Genomic DNA, 15,726 nt, shown 5'->3' with positions numbered 1-15,726 from the left:
TCCTTTTCTATAAAATTTTAATTTTGCAATTAAGAAACATGATCATCGAATAAATTAGGCCTTTCAGGTGGATACCATCCAGAAATGAATTTCATTGCATTTTGATAGTATTTTCGTGGTATCTTATCGTATTTAGCTACCCCGAAATGCCTTTTTAATGCTCCATATACGCCTTGATAAGATGCATTATCGTAGCCTTCTTTTCTTAGTTCGAAAACACGTTGTTTCACTTTTCGTTGAACAGCACCTTTGTTTTGTTCGGTAAGCCAAAGTTCGTTATCTACTAAAAGTTTCATTTTGTTCATTTCTTCTTCCGTATGATCTTGACGTGATTTGATTTGTTTTAGTTCATTCATGCTGTAAATAATCGAATCTTCTACTGATGGTTGCTGCTGTTTTTGAATGTATTCTTTCATTCGTTTGAATTCATTTAAAAATTTAATTTTCATCTTCATCGCTTCAGGCGTTATGTAGCTCATTGCGACAATCGCAAAAGCATCTTCTGTTAAGTTATATTTTTCATACCATTGTTTGTTTTGTGGGTGTTGATACTGGGTCTCCCCAAAGTTGGTGATACCCCACTGTTGTTCTCCTGCTTCTATTAGCTTTTCGATTTGAATTTCAATGTCTCTCATCACATGATCGTGACGTTTACTGAACATTTGAGAAATCGTTATGCTATCCGTAACCACTTTACGCCCTTCCATAAAAACAAACTCACTTACTGGATGTTGCGCAACTTGCAATCGATTCATTTACGTTTACCTCTCTTCCTTTTTCACTCTCGAAACGCGAGTGGGGTTATAAAAAAAATTATCTACTGATACACCAAAGAACTCCGCAATTCGCATAGCTATATTCCATCTAGGATTCTTCTTTCCGTTTTCAATTTCACAATAATAGTTAGAAGAAATATCTAGTTTCTTAGCTACTTCAAATTGCTTAAGACCTTTATTTTCACGCAATTTGATTAACCATTCTCTTTTCATGTTTACCTCCGATGTCATATGTTTGACTTTAGTATACTCGCGATTCGCGAATATGTAAATATCTTTTCTGAAATTTTTTCGAAATAAAATAAATTCGCGTAGCGCGAAAAAATTATTGATTTTGTTCTGTGAAATGTTATCTTTATTTATAGGGAGGTTTTAAACATGAACATAGGGGAACGCTTAAAATATTTAAGGAATAAACAAAAATGGACTATGAAAGAAATTTCTTCCAAGTTAGGGATAGGCGACTCAACTTATAGTGGGTATGAAACTAATTATAGAAAACCAGATGCGGAAATGATTTGTAAATTAGCTGACTTGCATAATACAACAACCGACTATATTTTGTGTAAAACTGACGATCCAACGCTAGAGAAAGCAACATCTTCTAATATTAAAGATTTCTTTGATAATCAAAAATTACATTGGGACGGAAAAAAATTATCTGAGGATGATGTGGAAAGTCTTAAAGATTTGTTAGAAGTTGCGGTTAAAAGAATGCTTAAATAACAAAAAAGGATTAGCAAGAAGCTATTCCTTTTTTTGTTGTCCGTATATGTTGAAATTTTCTTAATTCAACATCCGTCAGTAGCCCTTGCTTATGTAATTCGTCTAATACATAAACCACATCACCTGTCACATTGTCACTTCCTAATAACACTTGTACCATTTGCTTCACTTGTACTTCTACCCCTTTATTCATCAAAATAACTTCCTCCCTTATTTTTTGGTAAATATTAGGTGTCGACTTTTTGTCCCTTATCCAAAAGCCAACATTCCCTAAAAATTACGAAAGAGGCTGCGAAATCGCAACCTCTAACTCTTTATTAACTATTTAATTTTTATTATTAAAGTCCGCCAGGCTCAGACATCATATATTGTACTTGTTGTTTAAGTGGTTGTTCTTTACTGTCCTTAGTCGCTGCCCCTACATTCAATGATAGAGTAAAAGCACTCATAATACATAAAACTGCTACACTAATTTTTTTCATCCTCATCCCACTTTCTTTTCTAATGATGCTAACACACATTTCACAGCATTAGCATAGTGATAGTTTCCAACCCGTTCAAAGCGTTTCAAAGCTTCTCTTAATCCTAGTATATCATTGTTAATTCTGGAAATATAGTACATTGTGAACGGTGAATCTAATTTTCTTTCCTTAGTTAATTCTTCAAACATTTTTAATGCCTTTTCTTTGTTCCCATATAGTCCTTCATAATAAGCTACTTCAGATAAATCGATAGATGTAAAATCTATTTTATCGAGATTAAAACCATTATCTATATACAAGAATGCTAATGTGGACTGAAAAGATTTATACTTCCTACTCTCTTTCGAAATCCCGTTTTCTTCTAAATATTTTAGACTTTGTAATAAATATTTTTCCGCTTTCAAAACATCAGTAAAAAGATAACTCTCTCCGAGCCCACATAATGCCGTCGCCTTTACAATGGGTGCTTCTAATTCAGATTTTAATATTGCATTACATTTAATTCTGCATGCCTCTAAATCTTCGTTAAATAAATTAATGTAAGCACTTCGAACATTGTAATGTATCTCATGACAAGATTGTATAAATGCATTCTTTATAGTTATTAAATTTTTCTCTACTTTATCTGAATAAGGAAGCATAGCTCTATAATTAAAAATATCGTACATCGAAAAACTGTATAACATATTTACTAGAACTTGAACTTCTGGATCATTTGCAAACATAACTTTGTCCATATCATCAATTAAGGCTTGTCCTCGTTTAACATTTTGACTTCTATAATTAAATAACTTGTAGATTTTAAAGTATTTCTTTAAATGACTATTTCTCTGATGTTTCTCTATAAGTTTATCTATAACTTCATACTCGCCAATTCCTTGGCAATAACATAACGCTTTGCGAATGTTCAAATCTCCCGAACATAGCATGATAAATTCATTAAGAATTCCTTTTCGTTCCTCCATATCTTCAAAAAGAATTGAAGCTACAGGTAAAAACTTATCAAATTTCATTTCTGAGGTTTTACCACTTACTGCATCTGTTATAACAACTCGATCTACGCCTGTTTTTCGTTCAATATCTGGGAATGTTAATCCCCTTCTATCAGCTTGTTTTTTAATACGTTTCATTAAATCTTCCACGATAACTACACTTCCCTTTCCTGAACATAGGACGCCATCCTAACAATTTCTCAAGTTGGAAACGGATTACGAGAAGGGAATATCTTAATTTTATGTTATACTTGGATGTGACTCGTATGGGTAAGTGTTTCCTAAGTCTAGGTTAGGGAACGGTTTAAGAGGCGGTGTGAGAGTCCCTCTTGAACGCGCTCATATGGGTCTTTTTTCGTTCGTTTTAGTTATTTAAATACTAACACGAATTTTTACAATTTTAATAAAATAATTATTAATCAAATGTTGAGAAAGTTTTTTAATCGCTATAAATCAAGATTTAGTTGCATATGCAATTTTACATATTTTTTCAATGAAGCTTATATGCATATTTTACCACCAATCACCCTAAAAGGGAACATTAGTTCTTATCGTTATCCACTTTTTGCACTCTTAAACAATCATTATATACACTATTGATTTTTTTACAATCATATATAGTATGTTGAATACTTAAAGACTATACTCAAATTATGAAAGCGTTAGAAGTATTTGGTCAAAATTTAAAAAAGCTTAGAAAGTCTAAAGATTTAACACAAGAACAGCTCGGCGAACAACTAAACCTCAGTCGCAATCAGATAAATAATTATGAGAATGCAATGTTTGAGCCGAGCATGGAAACACTTCTTCAAATTAGCTCCTTTTTTGATGTATCGTTAGACCTACTATGTAATGGGTATAGCAATACAAAGGATGAAATGTTACGCAATACCCTCAAAGAAGTTCAACAAACGTATGCGGCGTTAGATGAACCTCGAAGAGAGCGTTTCTGCAAACAACTCGTATTTTATTCTAAAGTCTTAGCCGAGACTGACGAGTTGTTATGATTTGATTGTAGAAGAAATGTTTTCCAATTTCAAATTGTAAAATATTCATCTTTTTACAATTTGAGCAAGAGAGCTATTGCTCTCTTTTTTTATTTGTTCATTCGACACAATGTGACAATTTATTAATGTTATGTTTGCTATGCTAACTTCAGAAATCTTACATTTTTGGAGGATTAAAAATGAAAATATCTAATAAAATGTTTATTTTAATTAGTATAGGGATACTAACCCTACTATTTATTAGAGGACTCTATAATAGCATTAAGTTTGGAGACTCAGAATATGGAACAGGATATGTTCTTGGACAAGCTGTAGGAGGAACGTTAGCTTGGTTCAGCATTATTGCATTTATAGCTTCATTGATCTTTCTAGTTATAGGATTTATTAACAAGAAGAAAAACAATGAAACAAAACCATTTTTTATGAAATCTGCTATATCTTTCGGAACAGCCATTACTTCATTTATAGTGCTATTTGTAATTATTTTTATCACGATGAGCATTGAAAATGAACATAAAGCTATTGCTGAGGAGAAGAAAAAAGAGAGTGAATATTTAATGGCCGCTGCTAATTTCTATAACGATCTTGAATCATTTGAAATGTATTCTACATTAGTCTTATTTGGTTATTCTGAAACATGGTCTAGCGCAATTAAAAACCAAAAAGATTTTAATACAGAACTTACTTTAAAAAAGACAGAATCTGATCCAATGATTAAACGCGCTGATATGATCTATACTGAGATGGGACAACAATTGAAATTAATATCAGAGGCTGCTAAAGAACAACCTAATTTATACAAAGACGTATATGACGAATATAAAACTATCTACAGTACTATTACTGCACTTAATGAACAAGTTAGTTCTCCAACTGGTAGTTTGATTTCATTTAATCAAAATGTTAACTCTTTGCAACAAGAATACAAAAAAGCTAAGGGTAACATAGATATCTCAATTACTGATGAAATAAAAAATCAATCAGAAAAAATAAAAGAAGCTAATGATATAAAAATAAAAAGTGATGAAGTAACAAAATATTGATTTGATTCATATTTCTCAACAAACTATATAGATAAATATGGTAAAATGATATTTGCGAGATACATATTATTAAAATTAAAGTGGTTATCAAGTCGGAGGAGGGCACCTTAGGGTGTCTTTTCTTTTTGGTTAAAATACTGATTTTATCTACAAAAAAAGACACTTAAAAAGTGTCTTTTTTTTGTTATATCCCAGTACCAGGTCCAAATAACTTTTGTTTACCCATTCCACCACCTGGTCCATATAATGATGACCATCCTCCTGGATCAGCTATTTCGTGACCACCTGGTTCTCCGGTAAAACTCTTCATCTTTCCATTCCCCTTTCTTATTATGAATACATAATCATTTTAGCACGCATGTTCACATATGTAAGTTTTCTTTTACAGTAATTAGGTTATCGTGCTATGATTCAAATTAAGTTCAACAGTGACATATCCCATATTAGGTGCTATGTCACGATATAAAGGAGGATTTGATATGGCAACTTTCAGAAAGCGGGGCAAAAAATGGGAATACCGAATCCGATATGTCGATAAAACTACTGGTAAGAAAAGAGAAATCAGTAAAGGTGGATTTGATTCAAAAAAAGAAGCTACCTTTCATGCTAACGAACGAGAACGTCAGCTGTTTCACGGAATGGCTGCGGACGGCAAAAAAACTCTATTAAGTGAATATTTACTTGAGTGGCTAGAGACATATAAAAAAGGAAAAGTGGGGCAAAGCACTTATATTCTCCATAAAAACAATATTAACAATCACATCATCCCATATTTTAAAAACATCAAATTAGCGGATATGAATAAAATCGAATACCAAAAATTTATTAATCACCTTATAAACAAAGGTTATTCCAAACGAACAGTAGAGATTGTTAATTCAACAATGTCCAATTCGATAAAACGTGCTATAGATTTAGAAATGGTCTACAAAGATTTCACAAACAGAATTCTAATTGCTGCAGATCGTTTCAACCAACATTCTGTAAAAGAAAATTACTTAACAAAAGAACAAGTATCTAAATTACTGAATTCGGCTTACAAAGACAAAATGATATATTATGTATTAATTTATACATTAGTAGAGACTGGTATGCGCAAAGGCGAAGCAACAGCATTAGAGTGGGACACAAATATTGATTTAGATAATAAAAAGATTCACATCGATAGAACTATAAATTATCATGCCTATACTCCTACAGGACAGAAGAATAGTAAAGACCTAATAGGTAAAACGAAAACTTATGATTCTGTGCGTTCAATTACCATTTCAGATAGACTTGTCTCTGTACTAAAAACATTTAAAACTTATCAAAATGAGTGCAAGCTAAAACTCGGTGCTAGGTATGATAAGACTTTTGATTTTGTATTTACAACTACAGGTAAACCAATACCAAAATCAACATTGAAAAATGTTTTAGATCGCATTCTAAAAAATGCGGAATTACCTCGAATCGGTGTTCATGGATTAAGACATACTCATGCTGTCCTTCTTTTAGAAGCTGGAGTAGAAATGAAATACATCCAAGAAAGATTGGGGCATAAAAGTATCGAAATTACTTCTAATATTTATTCGCATGTCACACCTAAAATAATAGAAAATGAACAAAGTAAATATGAAGCTTATGTGGGGCAAGAATTTGTTTTTTAAAAAAAGCGGGGCAAAAGCGGGGCAATTCAGTTTTAACAAAAAGAATATCTCTTCCTAACCAACTGAAAACAAGCCCGCAAATCCCTTATGTATCAATGTGTTTCAGATTTAACTAAATTGTAATTAAGACAAGAAAAATAATTAATTGTATCTGTCCTATAAACACATCCCATTCCCAATTATTTAATCCTTTTGATTGGTTGTTTTCTATTCCAATAAAATTCAAACGTGGTAAGAGTAAAAAGAACAGTGATAACAGAAAAAAACATACGATCATTTCTATTAATGTAAACCCAACTTCTAATTTATTTTTTCTCCTGCATAAAAGCATTGTTCCATCATTCTTCCTTTCACATCTTTCCACATAGCACAAACTTCATTTCCTCCCCAATATGTGTAATATACATTTCCGTTTACGACTTTTTCTTGCGGTCGTTTCGCCCCATTCTCATACATATATAAAGCTGCTTCCCTTTTTAATAATACAAATGCTTTATAACGAATTTGTATGTTTTTTCGTTCTTGCATAACCAATACTGTTTGCGGAAGTAGTAAAGATACTGTCATCATTACTATACTTAATGCTACAAGCATCTCAGCCATCACTGACCCTTTTTGACATTTCACGATACGTAAATCTCCCTCTTCCAAGTTGAAATACAATCTCATATTTATAACTTCGATACGAAAGTAAAATCGTTCCACCTCTATTAATATTTCCACTCGGATTATATGTCATCGGATTAGGAAAAGTATTCAAATCAATTTGTACATCGCTATCATATTCTCTTTTAATGATAGAAAGATTCGTACTCGAATCCCCTATATAATACGTATGTCTATCTTTATGCCATCGTAATGTATAGTGTTTTTGACGGTTTATCGCTAATTGTTGCATATACAAAATATCATTTGAAAACTGTCTTAAAAATTGTTCCACTTTTTGTTTTTCATGTAATGAATGTACGTTAAAATACGTGACCATACTTAGTACAGAAATTGCAAATAGAACGAGTAGCATTTCTAAAAGAGTAAAACCTTTTTGCTTCACAGTTTCCCAGTTGTTACTGTGCCATCATTTGAAATATGAATGGATTCACCATTCGGACACTCATCAGCTGTAATATATTTTTCATCCCTTAGCTCTTTTAGCGAGGGTATTTTATTATGTTGTAAATGGTATGCTTGTATTTGAGCTTCTATAGATTTCACATAGGCTTTACATCCTTTTCCTTCGACGGATGAACGCTGTGTAACTACATTCGGAATAATTAATAGTAATAATACAGTTATGACGACCATAACTAATAACATTTCTAAAAGGGTAAACCCTTCTTCATTCTGCATGTAAATGCCTCCTAAATAGAATTCATCATTTGAAACATTGGCATAATCATCGCTAAATACATAAGAACGACTATTCCTCCAATACACGTAAATAAAATTGGTTGAATGATCACTAACATACGTTTAACTTTTTGCTCCATTTTTTCCATAATAAGATCGCTATAGTCACCTAATTCAATCGCCAAATTACCGTTTGCTTGTCCATGCGTAATAATATAAGAAAGTTCTTCCTCATAATATCCGCTTTTAGCAATAATAGATTGCAACGGTTCTCCCGCAATTAATTGACGTTCAATTCGGCCCGCTTCATATTGAAAAAACGGATGATAATGTTGCTCCATCATTATTGTTAGAGCCTCAAGTACTGATAGTCCGCCGTGTAATAAACCGCTCAATTGAGTGGCGAAATAATGTGAATGCTTTAAAATAAGAAATTTTTTTACGAGGGGGATACAAAGCTTAATTTTTACCTGCTTCATATGCGGGAGTTTTTGAAAGTAAAATATATATACACTACAGCCAATCATAACGATAAAAATAGTGCTAAAAATAAGATAGGGTAGTAGCTTAATTGCACTTAATATTTGTTCTGTAAATAACGGTGCTGTGGAACCAAACGAACTATATACCATGTCGACCTGTGGTAATAAAATGCGATTAAAAATCAAAATCATGATTAGTAAAAAGAGCGCCAAAAACATAGGATACTGCATTATTTTGATCATATCTTTCCTATACTTATCCTTTTTATAAAGAAGTGCGCTCCCTTGTTGCAATGCAAAAGAAATATCACCATGTTTCTCGGCATAAAATAAATAACTTAACATCTCCTGATGAAACTTTAATTGATGAAAAGAATCGTGTAGACTTTTTCCATCTTTTAATCCATCAATCATATGCTGCAATTGTACTTTCTTTTCTAAAGGTAATTGAAACCGCAAAAATTCTAGTGCCTGCAAAAGAGAGTACCCTTTCTCTAATAATTCTCCTAATCGTTTCAGTAATACTACTTGATCACTTAAACTCCATGTTTTCTTAAACATAAACATCTTCTTCTAAAAATCCTAAGGCGTATCCTTTACGTAACGAAGATTCTAATGTTTCATGCTTGTACGTAACACATTCTCCGTTCGCTCCTTTAATCGCTTGTTTTAACTCATATCCATATAACAACTCATAAATGCTCGCTTGCCTTACTTGCCGCATTGATTTACATAAAACAGAGCAGTTTCCTCTGCAAAACGGGCACTTCAATTCGACAAGTCGCTGTGCAGCTACAGCCAATAAAGATTGTTCAATCTCTTGCCTCGTTATGCCATAATCCATAAATCGTAGTATCGCTCCTTTCGCGTCACTAGTATGCAATGTCGTCATTACTAAATGGCCAGTCAAACTTGCTCTTACAGCTATTTTTGCGGTTTCTTCATCACGGATTTCACCGACTAAAATAATATCTGGGTCATGACGTAAAATAGCCTTTAATCCCGTCTCATATGTGATACCTGCTTTTTCATTTATTTGAATTTGTAATACATCATCATTTCTTTTTTCAACCGGATCTTCAAGTGTAATGATGCGACGTGTTTTCTTTTTTCTAATCGCCTCTAATAATGCATACATTGTTGTTGTCTTGCCAGAACCAGTCGGTCCAGTAAATACGAGTAACCCATGTGAATAGTGTAAAAAAGAGAGTATTTTTTTCGCTGTACTTGGAAATAACGAAAGATGAGATAACGGCTGAATAGATGCTTGTAAATGAAGACGAATAACGAGACTTTCTTGATATACGGTTGGAAGCGTGGAAAGGCGTAAATACACTTCTTGTCCATCCATTTGTAAATACAGTGAACCATTTTGTGGCTTCCGTCTCTCCCCTATATCCATGGATGCTAAAAATTTAAAGTGTGAAACAAGTTTTTCTCCAAATTCCTTTTCGATACAGTGTTTCGTCATTAAATCTTTTCCTATACGCAGTTGAACCGCTACATCCTTCTTCCGGGGCACAATATGTAAATCCGAAGCTTGTACCCTGCACGCCTCTTTCAAAATCATATTCGCAAAAATTTCAATTCCATTCATCATTTTTCCCTCCCCACTATGTATATAGCATGAAAAAACAGATAAGAAAAATCGATAATTTTGTATTTTCACCAGAGAAAAAAGGGAAAATATGTTTGTGAAATTATGAACAATTTCCGAATTATTGTCTGAAATTACCTATATGGAAGTTTATCTGTATTATAATGTTATTATCTTGGATAAAGTGATAAAGGTGGAGATCCTCATGGAACAAACTTTAAAAATTACAGGCGTATTATCTGACCCAACTCGTTATTACATTTATAAATATATTTCTCAAAAACATAGTTACGTAACTGTACAAGAAATTGCAGATGAGTTTGACATTCATCCGAACGTAGCGCGTTTACATTTATCTAAATTAGAAGATGTTCATATGCTGAAATCGGAAACGAAGAAAACTGGAAAAGGCGGAAGACCAAGCAGATTATATGTATTATCTGAAGATGTAATTCAATTGCAATTTCCATTCCGTGATTATCAATTGTTAGCAAGAATCGCATTTAATTCTTTACTTAGCCTTGGCGCTGCTGGTGAAAAGGCGCTATACGAAACAGGAAAACAATTCGGGGCCGAGTTAATGCAACAACATATGCAGCGTTTACATGTGAATGAAGATGCTTTAACAGTAGAGCAAAAAGTTCAAATTGCAAAAGAAGCTTTCTCAACAGCTGGCTTATCACCTGCTTTTGAATTAAGTGCAGATGGAACGAAAATTTTCTACGATGTACACAATTGTCCATTTAAAGAGGTTGCTGTTCATCACCCAACTGAAATTTGTAATATGCACGGGGATATGATGAAAGGGATTTTCGAAATCCTATTCCCTAACACGGAATTAACTCGAAACGATAGTCTACTAGATGGATGTAAATCTTGTAATTATAAACTAACAATTTAATTTCTCATATAAAAAGAAGCCAATTATAATTGGCTTCTTTTTATATGAACGAATATTTACAATAGTAAGAAAAATAAACTATAATGAGGAGAGGTTTACTTTTTTTAGAAAAGGAGGGAGATGGCATGGAGCGCATGTTTCGCGTTCTCGGCTTTTGGACTGGAATTTTCTCGGTTATGTTTTACGTAGGGGATATGCATTCGACCGCACTACTATTTTTAGGACAAACAGGTTTCTTCGTACTTTTAAGCTATTTAAATTTAACAGAGCGTATGTATATATACGTATTCGGGGCATATTTAACTGTTTTCTTCATAGGATTTACATACTACACGACGTTTTTACTTGTCCCTGGAGCTGGACATTAAAGATGGCATTTTGCCATCTTTTTTTTAATTCCGCAATTCCCTAGTTGACTTATAGGTTTTATTACCTTATATTCTATATAACAGATTGGAATTAGGGGGAATCAACATGAATACACTGCTTGTCGGAATTAACGTTGCAGTCATGCTCATCTTAGTTGGCGTATTATATTATATGCAACGTAAGCATGTATCTTTTAATAAACGTGTATTTACTGCTTTAGGAGTCGGCATTATATTCGGTCTTATATTACAATTTATTTATGAGCCAACTTCTAAAGTAATTATTGAATCAAATACTTGGTTTAGCTTGATCGGTAACGGTTATGTGAAATTACTTCAAATGATTGTTATGCCACTTATTTTAGTATCTATTATTTCCGCATTTACAAAATTACAGTTAACGAAAAACCTTGGTAAAATTAGTGGTCTTATTATCGGAATTTTAATTCTTACTACAGGAATCGCTGCAGCTGTCGGTATCGCTGCAAGTGCAGGATTTGATGTATCAGCAACAGGCTTACAACAAGGTGATGCAGAATCCGCTCGTCTGAAGTTAGTTGAAGAAAGATTTACTTCTATTGAAAAAACAACAATTCCAGATAAATTATTAGAGCTGTTGCCTACAAATCCGTTTCTTGATTTAACAGGTGCTCGTCCAACATCAACAATTTCTGTTGTAATATTTGCAGCCTTTATCGGTATCGCCTTTATAGGGGTAAAACGAAAATATCCAGAACAAGCAGAACTATTTAAGAAAATGCTTGATGCTGTATATGCAATCGTAATGCGTATGGTAACATTAATTTTACGTCTTACTCCATATGGCGTATTAGCTCTTATGGCAAAAACAGTTGCTGGTAGCGACATAAATGCTATTTTAAAACTTGGTAACTTCGTATTAGCGTCTTACGTGGCACTTATCGTAATGTTCGTTATCCACTTATTATTAATTGCTCTATCTGGTTTAAATCCAATTCAATATTTAAAAAAGGTGTTCCCTGTATTAACATTTGCATTCACATCTCGCTCTAGTGCTGGTGCAATGCCATTAAATATTGAAGCGCAAAAAGAAAAGCTTGGTATTTCCGAAGGGATTGCAAACTTTGCAGCATCATTTGGAGTATCTATCGGACAAAACGGTTGCGCAGGTATTTATCCAGCAATGCTTGCAATGATGGTCGCTCCAACTGTAGGAATCGATCCATTACAACCACAATTTATTTTAACTTTAATCGCTGTCGTTGCTATTAGCTCATTCGGTGTTGCCGGTGTTGGTGGCGGTGCAACATTCGCAGCGTTAATCGTACTATCTACAATGAACTTACCAATTGGTATTGTCGCTCTTGTTATCTCAGTTGAACCATTAATCGATATGGGTCGTACAGCTCTTAACGTAAGTGGTTCTATGACAGCAGGTCTTATTTCTAGTAAATGGCTTGGTGAATTAGATCAAGATACGTACAATCAAGATGATACAAAAACTGGTGAAATTGCTTCATAATAAAAAGGACGCTAACAAAAACTGTTAGCGTCCTTTTTTAGTTCTTTCCATCTTCCTCTTTGTCTTTTATACATAAGGCATAACATATTGTTTCAAACACTATGTATAAAGCTCTACAAATTACTTCAACCATGGTAAAACATCACCTGTATATTATTACGTATAGATATAATGAAATAATACCATTTTTCATTTTTTTAATAACTATTATTCCTCATCTGCAAACTGTAAAAACTCTTCCAACCGCTCCTTTAACTCCTCCTCTATCTCACAATAAGATTCACCAACAAGTTCACCACTTAACTTACTTCCCCAAAACCTTATTTGAAGCGTTACTCCTAAAAAATAACTACAACATTCCCAGATAGGAACTGTATAAAATTCAATCATCTTTCCTTCTTCATCTAATACAGCTATCGAAATCGATGAAGAATATCCTGTTTCAAAAGGATTTTCTTTATCTCTGATCAGTTCTATAAATAATTCCATGTTTTTTTCTATGTACAAATGTGAATAATCTTTAAAAAGTTTAAATGATATTCTCTCTATTTCCTTCTCCATACACTGAATTTTCTCTTTTAACTCCAATGTAAAATCTTGTTCTTTATACTTCATTCTCGCCTCCTAAAACACTGAAAAAGAGAATACCAATCTCGTATTCTCTCATTCTTATGCTGCTACAATTATTTTTATTATCTCACAGCCCGTCCTTCTTACAAATAACCATTTTGTTCGCACCATTTATGAAATTGTCCTACGTCTACTCCAACTAACACGATATCCTTTAGCTCTACATCAATGATTTGTTCTCCAATTACAATAGCAAACTGCGCTTCTAATTTTGTCTCGCTGTTCTTTACAATTCCAATTCGGTTCCGATGCGGTCCATCTTTTATATATGCTTTTTGTCCTACAATATCAAAGTTCAAGTCTCTCACCTCTTTTATTGCGCTTAAATTTGAAATACGAACTCAAATTCGGAAAATTCCCTTTCCTTGCACTATTTCTCTATATATATGACGAAACAATAAAAGAGTCCTCCCTTCTTTACAATTATTTTTTCTTTGTTTCATTTTTGTGATTGAAACGTAAAGTTTATAATAAAATACACTTGGAAGCGCTTTCTATGTAATTTTTTGTGTTATAATATATAAGTAGAACTTCGCAAAGAGGGTTAAAAAAAATGAATACAAAAATGATTAAAAAAGTAATTGACGCATTAAAAGTATATGGCTTTCAGAATGTATCATTCTGTGACAAAACGAAACAATTTTTATTTCATAACGAAATGGATATTATGAGCGGCTATGCAGAAATAACATATAGTAGTCAATTTGAAAAATTCAACGTACAAATTCATCCGATTGAAACACATCACCAAGCAGAGTTACAAGAGGTTGAAAGACATATACAGGCCTGTATAAGAAAAGTGGAATATTTAAACGCACTTCTTAGCGGACAAACAAAACTAGATGACAAAATTATTATAATGTAAAAAAAAGAACGTGAGGATATCACGTTCTTTTTTTTTCACATTATACGTTCATCTTTCCCTTCAGTTGTAATCCTGTAATGGATTCTAATACATCCATTGCTTCTCCAAATGTCATATCAAAAATTGTCTTATCTTCTATGTATGGAAATTGTCTAAAGCGTTTTTCTAACGTTTTCACGGCGTCTGACGTAAAGTGTACGCTATCAATGCCAAATTCTGTTTCAAGAAGAACAATCCAATCTAACACATGAAAACCTAATCCATTTACGAATGAAATAAGTTTTTCTTCTGGCTGTGAAGATAAGAATACGTGTCGTTCCATCTCATCGAAAAGTTCTTCACCTAAAACTTCTGCTAATTCATCATCATGTTCGCGTTCAATAATCTCTTCATATCCGTAATCATCCACAAGCTCTTCTACTTCTTCACTATCCTCACAAAGCAATTGACTAAGAACAGCCTCTTTCTTAAATTCACTATTTTGTACAACTTCTAAAAAGCTCGTTTCCCATCCATTTTCTAATTTCATATTATATACTCCTTTATATACGTTTCTTATCATCACTGTACCCAAAAGATCACTTTTATAACCTTTTAGGTCGTTACTATTATTTCACATGATTCATAACATAAGATGCAAATGCAGTTGCATCTCCTTCAAAAATATTTATTTCTGGCAAATGATAGAACGTTGTTTGAAGCGGGTTTCTTTCATGATATACATATATCTTTTTCTCTAGCGCAATCGCCATTCCAAACTCTGTATGGCTCCCGTTTCCGCCATCTAACATAAGTAAAAAGACATCCGCTTCTTTAATAGCATTCTTTTCTGCCTGACCAATCTCTCTTAATTGATCTTGATTCACTGCTCTTTCGTTTCTTGTCCAATCATATGTATGGTGCCATCCTGCATGTTTCAGTTCATTTGCTATAGAACGTACAAGATGTTTATTTTGGAATCCTGAGGCGACATAAAAATTCATTTATATACACTCCTTCATTATGTACGGGAAACTCCTTTTAGCGTTACTTGCTATAAACATAATAAAGAACGACTTCAAAAAAAAATGCCCATCTTTAAAACTTATTTGCGTTTAAATGATGGGATTCTTCATGCTCTTCTTTTATTTTTTTCTTTTTATAACTTTCATCAGCTAACATTTCTAGTTCAGCTGTTATTTCTGATTTTTCAAGCTCTCTTTCTTGCGAAAATTTCCTTGAAATATAAACAATAACACTACCAACGTACAACACAAAGCATATAATAAGTGCAGTATTTTCATAGAGACTTAGCTCCAACACAGTCACTCCTAATCCATTCGTATTTTCACGCTTCATTAATTGGAATTTCCCTACTAAT

24 protein-coding genes and 1 pseudogene are annotated in these 15,726 nt (G+C 33.0%); 8 read left to right on the top strand and 17 right to left on the bottom strand.

Annotation, left to right across the window (positions count from 1 at the left end; genetic code table 11):
- Positions 1-29: 29 nt before the first annotated feature.
- Entirely contained in the window at positions 30-755 is a 726-nt protein-coding gene (locus ILT06_RS03335; RefSeq protein WP_222654818.1) for an ORF6C domain-containing protein, read from the bottom strand.
- Positions 756-761: 6 nt separating this feature from the next.
- The gene (locus ILT06_RS03330) at positions 762-989 is read right to left on the bottom strand and encodes a helix-turn-helix transcriptional regulator (RefSeq protein WP_261784462.1); all 228 of its coding nucleotides are present in this window, start codon (positions 987-989) and stop codon (positions 762-764) included.
- A gap of 165 nt (positions 990-1,154) precedes the next feature.
- Here ILT06_RS03330 and ILT06_RS03325 point away from each other — a divergent pair, with 165 nt between their 5' ends.
- Positions 1,155-1,502: a helix-turn-helix domain-containing protein gene (locus tag ILT06_RS03325; RefSeq protein ID WP_001020466.1), complete on the top strand. Its 348-nt coding sequence runs from the start codon at positions 1,155-1,157 to the stop codon at positions 1,500-1,502.
- Positions 1,503-1,512: 10 nt separating this feature from the next.
- On the opposite strand, the gene ILT06_RS03320 is transcribed toward ILT06_RS03325, so the two are convergent.
- The 3 genes from ILT06_RS03320 to ILT06_RS03310 form a co-directional block, all read right to left on the bottom strand.
- Positions 1,513-1,695 carry a hypothetical protein gene (locus ILT06_RS03320; protein ID WP_222654938.1) on the bottom strand — a complete coding sequence of 61 codons (183 nt, stop codon included), beginning with the start codon at positions 1,693-1,695 and terminating at the stop codon, positions 1,513-1,515.
- 145 nt (positions 1,696-1,840) lie between these two features.
- Positions 1,841-1,984: a hypothetical protein gene (locus ILT06_RS03315; RefSeq protein WP_222654817.1), complete on the bottom strand. Its 144-nt coding sequence runs from the start codon at positions 1,982-1,984 to the stop codon at positions 1,841-1,843.
- A gap of 2 nt (positions 1,985-1,986) precedes the next feature.
- On the bottom strand, positions 1,987-3,126 hold the full coding sequence (locus ILT06_RS03310; protein ID WP_222654816.1) for an AimR family lysis-lysogeny pheromone receptor: 1,140 nt from the start codon (positions 3,124-3,126) through the stop codon (positions 1,987-1,989).
- A 503-nt stretch (positions 3,127-3,629) separates the two neighbouring features.
- On the opposite strand from ILT06_RS03310, the gene ILT06_RS03305 reads away from it, so the two are divergent.
- Together ILT06_RS03305 and ILT06_RS03300 are read left to right on the top strand one after the other, a co-directional pair.
- The gene (locus ILT06_RS03305; protein ID WP_042596951.1) at positions 3,630-3,983 is read left to right on the top strand and encodes a helix-turn-helix domain-containing protein; all 354 of its coding nucleotides are present in this window, start codon (positions 3,630-3,632) and stop codon (positions 3,981-3,983) included.
- Positions 3,984-4,162: 179 nt separating this feature from the next.
- A complete protein-coding gene (locus ILT06_RS03300) occupies positions 4,163-5,026 on the top strand; it encodes a hypothetical protein (protein ID WP_222654815.1) in 864 nt (287 codons plus the stop codon).
- A 184-nt stretch (positions 5,027-5,210) separates the two neighbouring features.
- On the opposite strand, the gene ILT06_RS32380 is transcribed toward ILT06_RS03300, so the two are convergent.
- The gene (locus ILT06_RS32380) at positions 5,211-5,336 is read right to left on the bottom strand and encodes a hypothetical protein (RefSeq protein WP_261784461.1); all 126 of its coding nucleotides are present in this window, start codon (positions 5,334-5,336) and stop codon (positions 5,211-5,213) included.
- A 169-nt stretch (positions 5,337-5,505) separates the two neighbouring features.
- Here ILT06_RS32380 and ILT06_RS03295 point away from each other — a divergent pair, with 169 nt between their 5' ends.
- Positions 5,506-6,675, top strand: a complete 1,170-nt coding sequence (locus ILT06_RS03295) for a site-specific integrase (protein WP_222654814.1) — start codon at positions 5,506-5,508, stop codon at positions 6,673-6,675.
- 142 nt (positions 6,676-6,817) lie between these two features.
- Here ILT06_RS03295 and ILT06_RS32375 read toward each other — a convergent pair.
- The 6 genes and pseudogenes from ILT06_RS32375 to comGA all read right to left on the bottom strand — a co-directional run.
- Positions 6,818-7,006, bottom strand: a pseudogene (locus ILT06_RS32375) (pilus assembly FimT family protein); the annotation flags it as partial.
- The gene (locus tag ILT06_RS03290) at positions 6,976-7,278 is read right to left on the bottom strand and encodes a hypothetical protein (RefSeq protein WP_000829519.1); all 303 of its coding nucleotides are present in this window, start codon (positions 7,276-7,278) and stop codon (positions 6,976-6,978) included. The gene ILT06_RS03290 and the pseudogene ILT06_RS32375, both read right to left, overlap by 31 nt.
- Positions 7,271-7,726 (bottom strand): comG operon protein ComGD, encoded by a 456-nt coding sequence (comGD, locus tag ILT06_RS03285; protein WP_064474806.1) that lies wholly within the window; start codon positions 7,724-7,726, stop codon positions 7,271-7,273. Before comGD ends, ILT06_RS03290 begins: the two co-directional genes overlap by 8 nt.
- On the bottom strand, positions 7,723-8,022 hold the full coding sequence (comGC, locus tag ILT06_RS03280) for a competence type IV pilus major pilin ComGC (RefSeq protein WP_001178693.1): 300 nt from the start codon (positions 8,020-8,022) through the stop codon (positions 7,723-7,725). The genes comGD and comGC overlap by 4 nt, the downstream gene beginning before the upstream one ends.
- An 11-nt stretch (positions 8,023-8,033) precedes the next feature.
- Positions 8,034-9,065 (bottom strand): competence type IV pilus assembly protein ComGB, encoded by a 1,032-nt coding sequence (gene comGB / locus ILT06_RS03275; RefSeq protein ID WP_088048114.1) that lies wholly within the window; start codon positions 9,063-9,065, stop codon positions 8,034-8,036.
- Complete coding sequence (gene comGA / locus ILT06_RS03270) at positions 9,058-10,101, bottom strand: competence type IV pilus ATPase ComGA (RefSeq protein WP_064474804.1); 1,044 nt, start codon at positions 10,099-10,101, stop codon at positions 9,058-9,060. Before comGA ends, comGB begins: the two co-directional genes overlap by 8 nt.
- A gap of 205 nt (positions 10,102-10,306) precedes the next feature.
- Here comGA and ILT06_RS03265 point away from each other — a divergent pair, with 205 nt between their 5' ends.
- From ILT06_RS03265 to ILT06_RS03255, 3 genes are all read left to right on the top strand, one after another.
- Positions 10,307-11,002 (top strand): helix-turn-helix transcriptional regulator, encoded by a 696-nt coding sequence (locus ILT06_RS03265; protein ID WP_222654813.1) that lies wholly within the window; start codon positions 10,307-10,309, stop codon positions 11,000-11,002.
- Positions 11,003-11,127: 125 nt separating this feature from the next.
- Positions 11,128-11,370, top strand: a complete 243-nt coding sequence (locus ILT06_RS03260) for a DUF2626 domain-containing protein (RefSeq protein ID WP_000440714.1) — start codon at positions 11,128-11,130, stop codon at positions 11,368-11,370.
- A 106-nt stretch (positions 11,371-11,476) separates the two neighbouring features.
- Positions 11,477-12,871, top strand: coding sequence for an L-cystine transporter (locus tag ILT06_RS03255; RefSeq protein ID WP_048562307.1), 1,395 nt, complete (start codon positions 11,477-11,479; stop codon positions 12,869-12,871).
- Between the two features lie 207 nt (positions 12,872-13,078).
- On the opposite strand, the gene ILT06_RS03250 is transcribed toward ILT06_RS03255, so the two are convergent.
- Together ILT06_RS03250 and ILT06_RS03245 are read right to left on the bottom strand one after the other, a co-directional pair.
- Positions 13,079-13,486 carry a hypothetical protein gene (locus ILT06_RS03250; RefSeq protein ID WP_064474803.1) on the bottom strand — a complete coding sequence of 136 codons (408 nt, stop codon included), beginning with the start codon at positions 13,484-13,486 and terminating at the stop codon, positions 13,079-13,081.
- A gap of 98 nt (positions 13,487-13,584) precedes the next feature.
- Positions 13,585-13,800, bottom strand: a complete 216-nt coding sequence (locus tag ILT06_RS03245) for a DUF3912 family protein (protein ID WP_064474802.1) — start codon at positions 13,798-13,800, stop codon at positions 13,585-13,587.
- A gap of 254 nt (positions 13,801-14,054) precedes the next feature.
- Between ILT06_RS03245 and ILT06_RS03240 the strand changes: the two genes are divergently transcribed.
- Complete coding sequence (locus ILT06_RS03240) at positions 14,055-14,366, top strand: hypothetical protein (RefSeq protein WP_001093232.1); 312 nt, start codon at positions 14,055-14,057, stop codon at positions 14,364-14,366.
- Between the two features lie 40 nt (positions 14,367-14,406).
- On the opposite strand, the gene ILT06_RS03235 is transcribed toward ILT06_RS03240, so the two are convergent.
- From ILT06_RS03235 to ILT06_RS03225, 3 genes are all read right to left on the bottom strand, one after another.
- Positions 14,407-14,895, bottom strand: coding sequence for a hypothetical protein (locus ILT06_RS03235; RefSeq protein ID WP_064474801.1), 489 nt, complete (start codon positions 14,893-14,895; stop codon positions 14,407-14,409).
- Positions 14,896-14,974: 79 nt separating this feature from the next.
- On the bottom strand, positions 14,975-15,349 hold the full coding sequence (locus ILT06_RS03230; RefSeq protein WP_064474800.1) for a nucleoside 2-deoxyribosyltransferase: 375 nt from the start codon (positions 15,347-15,349) through the stop codon (positions 14,975-14,977).
- Positions 15,350-15,443: 94 nt separating this feature from the next.
- Complete coding sequence (locus ILT06_RS03225; RefSeq protein ID WP_000817963.1) at positions 15,444-15,704, bottom strand: DUF3966 domain-containing protein; 261 nt, start codon at positions 15,702-15,704, stop codon at positions 15,444-15,446.
- Between the last annotated feature and the right edge of the window lie 22 nt (positions 15,705-15,726).

The sequence above is a fragment of the Bacillus sp. 17RED48 genome, assembly GCF_019837545.1.
In the GTDB taxonomy this organism is placed as follows: domain Bacteria; phylum Bacillota; class Bacilli; order Bacillales; family Bacillaceae_G; genus Bacillus_A; species Bacillus_A wiedmannii.
The sequence above is the reverse complement of the archived record's forward strand: the minus strand, read 5'-3'. Positions and strand labels throughout refer to the sequence as shown.

Excerpts from the sequence above, each read along its gene's own strand:
- ILT06_RS03335 (WP_222654818.1), bottom strand. The coding sequence starts at position 755 with ATGAATCGATTGCAAGTTGCGCAACATCCAGTAAGTGAGTTTGTTTTT.
- ILT06_RS03330 (WP_261784462.1), bottom strand. The coding sequence starts at position 989 with ATGAAAAGAGAATGGTTAATCAAATTGCGTGAAAATAAAGGTCTTAAG.
- ILT06_RS03325 (WP_001020466.1), top strand. The coding sequence starts at position 1,155 with ATGAACATAGGGGAACGCTTAAAATATTTAAGGAATAAACAAAAATGG.
- ILT06_RS03320 (WP_222654938.1), bottom strand. The coding sequence starts at position 1,695 with ATGAATAAAGGGGTAGAAGTACAAGTGAAGCAAATGGTACAAGTGTTA.
- ILT06_RS03315 (WP_222654817.1), bottom strand. The coding sequence starts at position 1,984 with ATGAAAAAAATTAGTGTAGCAGTTTTATGTATTATGAGTGCTTTTACT.
- ILT06_RS03305 (WP_042596951.1), top strand. The coding sequence starts at position 3,630 with ATGAAAGCGTTAGAAGTATTTGGTCAAAATTTAAAAAAGCTTAGAAAG.
- ILT06_RS03300 (WP_222654815.1), top strand. The coding sequence starts at position 4,163 with ATGAAAATATCTAATAAAATGTTTATTTTAATTAGTATAGGGATACTA.
- ILT06_RS32380 (WP_261784461.1), bottom strand. The coding sequence starts at position 5,336 with ATGAAGAGTTTTACCGGAGAACCAGGTGGTCACGAAATAGCTGATCCA.
- ILT06_RS03295 (WP_222654814.1), top strand. The coding sequence starts at position 5,506 with ATGGCAACTTTCAGAAAGCGGGGCAAAAAATGGGAATACCGAATCCGA.
- ILT06_RS03290 (WP_000829519.1), bottom strand. The coding sequence starts at position 7,278 with ATGGCTGAGATGCTTGTAGCATTAAGTATAGTAATGATGACAGTATCT.
- comGC (WP_001178693.1), bottom strand. The coding sequence starts at position 8,022 with ATGCAGAATGAAGAAGGGTTTACCCTTTTAGAAATGTTATTAGTTATG.
- comGB (WP_088048114.1), bottom strand. The coding sequence starts at position 9,065 with ATGTTTAAGAAAACATGGAGTTTAAGTGATCAAGTAGTATTACTGAAA.
- comGA (WP_064474804.1), bottom strand. The coding sequence starts at position 10,101 with ATGAATGGAATTGAAATTTTTGCGAATATGATTTTGAAAGAGGCGTGC.
- ILT06_RS03265 (WP_222654813.1), top strand. The coding sequence starts at position 10,307 with ATGGAACAAACTTTAAAAATTACAGGCGTATTATCTGACCCAACTCGT.
- ILT06_RS03260 (WP_000440714.1), top strand. The coding sequence starts at position 11,128 with ATGGAGCGCATGTTTCGCGTTCTCGGCTTTTGGACTGGAATTTTCTCG.
- ILT06_RS03255 (WP_048562307.1), top strand. The coding sequence starts at position 11,477 with ATGAATACACTGCTTGTCGGAATTAACGTTGCAGTCATGCTCATCTTA.
- ILT06_RS03250 (WP_064474803.1), bottom strand. The coding sequence starts at position 13,486 with ATGAAGTATAAAGAACAAGATTTTACATTGGAGTTAAAAGAGAAAATT.
- ILT06_RS03240 (WP_001093232.1), top strand. The coding sequence starts at position 14,055 with ATGAATACAAAAATGATTAAAAAAGTAATTGACGCATTAAAAGTATAT.
- ILT06_RS03235 (WP_064474801.1), bottom strand. The coding sequence starts at position 14,895 with ATGAAATTAGAAAATGGATGGGAAACGAGCTTTTTAGAAGTTGTACAA.
- ILT06_RS03230 (WP_064474800.1), bottom strand. The coding sequence starts at position 15,349 with ATGAATTTTTATGTCGCCTCAGGATTCCAAAATAAACATCTTGTACGT.
- ILT06_RS03225 (WP_000817963.1), bottom strand. The coding sequence starts at position 15,704 with ATGAAGCGTGAAAATACGAATGGATTAGGAGTGACTGTGTTGGAGCTA.